This is a genomic window from Mesorhizobium sp. M2A.F.Ca.ET.067.02.1.1, from assembly GCF_004023285.1.
GTDB lineage: Bacteria > Pseudomonadota > Alphaproteobacteria > Rhizobiales > Rhizobiaceae > Mesorhizobium.
Genome location: NZ_RZSB01000981.1, coordinates 1 through 1,871, shown reverse-complemented (window position 1 = coordinate 1,871; position 1,871 = coordinate 1). Strand labels below are relative to the sequence as shown.

Annotated in this window: 3 protein-coding genes; all 3 read right to left on the bottom strand. The window is 65.0% G+C overall.

The annotated features are described in order from the left end of the window. On the bottom strand, window positions 1–611 hold a 611-nt coding region (locus EOA28_RS34465; RefSeq protein WP_128315779.1), incomplete at its 3' end, for a DUF3618 domain-containing protein. Beyond that, the gene (locus tag EOA28_RS34460) at window positions 608–1,000 is read right to left on the bottom strand and encodes a phage holin family protein (protein WP_127249206.1); all 393 of its coding nucleotides are present in this window, start codon (window positions 998–1,000) and stop codon (window positions 608–610) included. The genes EOA28_RS34460 and EOA28_RS34465, both read right to left, overlap by 4 nt. Next, window positions 997–1,611: a hypothetical protein gene (locus tag EOA28_RS34455; protein ID WP_189342362.1), complete on the bottom strand. Its 615-nt coding sequence runs from the start codon at window positions 1,609–1,611 to the stop codon at window positions 997–999. The genes EOA28_RS34460 and EOA28_RS34455 overlap by 4 nt, the downstream gene beginning before the upstream one ends. Window positions 1,612–1,871: the final 260 nt, after the last annotated feature.

The window sequence follows — 1,871 nt, the reverse complement described above, 5'->3', positions numbered from 1 at the left end:
TCCTCGAGTTCCGTGTGGGGCAGCATGGCGCCGATCGCAGCTCCGATGGCGAGGCCGACGGCGGCCGCAGCGAGAGGCTGATCCTGAAGCAGATTGTGCGCGGACCGGCCGGCGCTCGTCGCCATGTCGGCCGTAGCTGCCGCCGAGCTCGCAAGCGTGTCCGCAGCGCTGCTCGCCATGTCCGACACTGTGCCGGCTGCTTCGCTGGCCATTCCCGAGACAGTTGCGGCCGCTCCACTGGCCGCTTCGCCAACAGAGCCTGCCGCATTCGAGGCCGTCGAACTCATTCCAGCCCCAAATGCTCCCTGATCGAGCCCGGGACCGCGCCGCGTCACGCGATCGGTGCCAGTCGACGCGCTCGAAGCGCCACTGCCCAACATTAGCCAGGCCAGACCCGCGCCGATCATGGTCAGAGGTAACGGATTGTCCCGAACCTGGACCTTCAGGTTGTGGAGCATGTCGGAGCCCGTGCCATTCCTGAAAAGCCCCGTGAACTCGTCGAAGAGCTGGCCGGGAGTCATCTTGTCGCGAATGGAGTCGGCGGTCGCCACCACCCTTGCGCGCGTGGCTTCCGCCTCGCGTTCGAGCTCGGCTGCGGATTTCTCGGTCATCTCGCTTGTTCCTTGATCACTTTCACGTCACGCTTGAGCTGTTCTTGTGTACGGTCCGGCGCGAGCTCGGAGGGCGCCATGCTTGCCATGCCCGTCCGCAACAGGATCACGCCCAGAACGGCAACCACCACACCGACGAGCAAGGCGGACCACCCGGCGCCCAGACCAAGGCGAGCCAGGGCGATGACGAGCGCCTGCAACAGGACCAAAAGCGCCGCGAGCAGGCATATCGCGCCGCCCAGCACCTCGACGGCGCCTGCGCCGGCCTTGGTCGCGCTCTCCGAGATTTCCGCCCTTAGGAGCCTGGCCTCCGTTTGCACGAGCGTGCTCACCTGTTGCGCCAGATCGGCAACCAATGTGCCGAGACTTGGATTGTCCTGAATGCTCATTTCATCAGCTCCGCTGCCTTCCCCGGTATGCCGCCGTCGGAACCCCAGTTCGCTGGAGGGTCATCCCGGTCTGCGTCCGTTCCCATGCCGGTTTGGCTGGGATATTCAGGCGTGGCCGCGCCCTGCGTCGGGAGGCGCGTGCCGGGCGGCGAAGCCTTTATGAAACGGCCAAGCGCCAGTCCCGCCAGAACCGAACCGGCAAGAAGTGCTCCAGGATTCTGGCGGCCAAAGGACTGGACGTCTTCAAGCACCTGTCCGAACGGCTTCTCCTTCAACGAGGAGGACAGCTGTTCCAGCCCGCTCGCGGCCTCCTGCATGAATTTCGAGGCCGCGCCCTGGTCGCTCTCGGCCAGGTGATCGCTCGCGGCGCGCAGCGCGCCGCCGAAAGCGGACAGGCTCGATCCGATATCGCGCTGCGCCTGCTCGGCTTTTTCGGCGACGGCCTGCTGGGCTTCGGCCGCATACGCCCCCGCCCTGCGGGCGACCTCGTCGCGGGCATCGTGAAGCGCTTCACCCGCGCTTTGGGTTTCCTCCTGGATCCTGTCGGAAAGTTCGTCCTTTGCCTTGCCAAAGTCGGCGGGCTCGCGGCCCCGGTCGTTCTCGCGCTGCATGGTGCCTCCTAGTGAAAACCGAGGAAGGAAAGCACCGCTAGCACAACGACGATCAGACCGATGAGATAGATGACACTGTTCATGGCGCAGCCTCCTCCATGCGAATCCAACTTCGCGCAGGCTGCTATGTTCCCCCGCATGAGCAGCTTTTTAGCAAATCGTCATTTGCCCTCGGGCTGCGCCTTGAAAGCGGCAAGCTCCTCGTCGCGGCAGAGCAGCCTGGGGCGCGTCGGATCGGAAATATCGAGCTTGTCCCAGGG

Excerpts from the sequence above, each read along its gene's own strand:
- EOA28_RS34460 (WP_127249206.1), bottom strand. The coding sequence starts at position 1,000 with ATGAGCATTCAGGACAATCCAAGTCTCGGCACATTGGTTGCCGATCTG.
- EOA28_RS34455 (WP_189342362.1), bottom strand. The coding sequence starts at position 1,611 with ATGCAGCGCGAGAACGACCGGGGCCGCGAGCCCGCCGACTTTGGCAAG.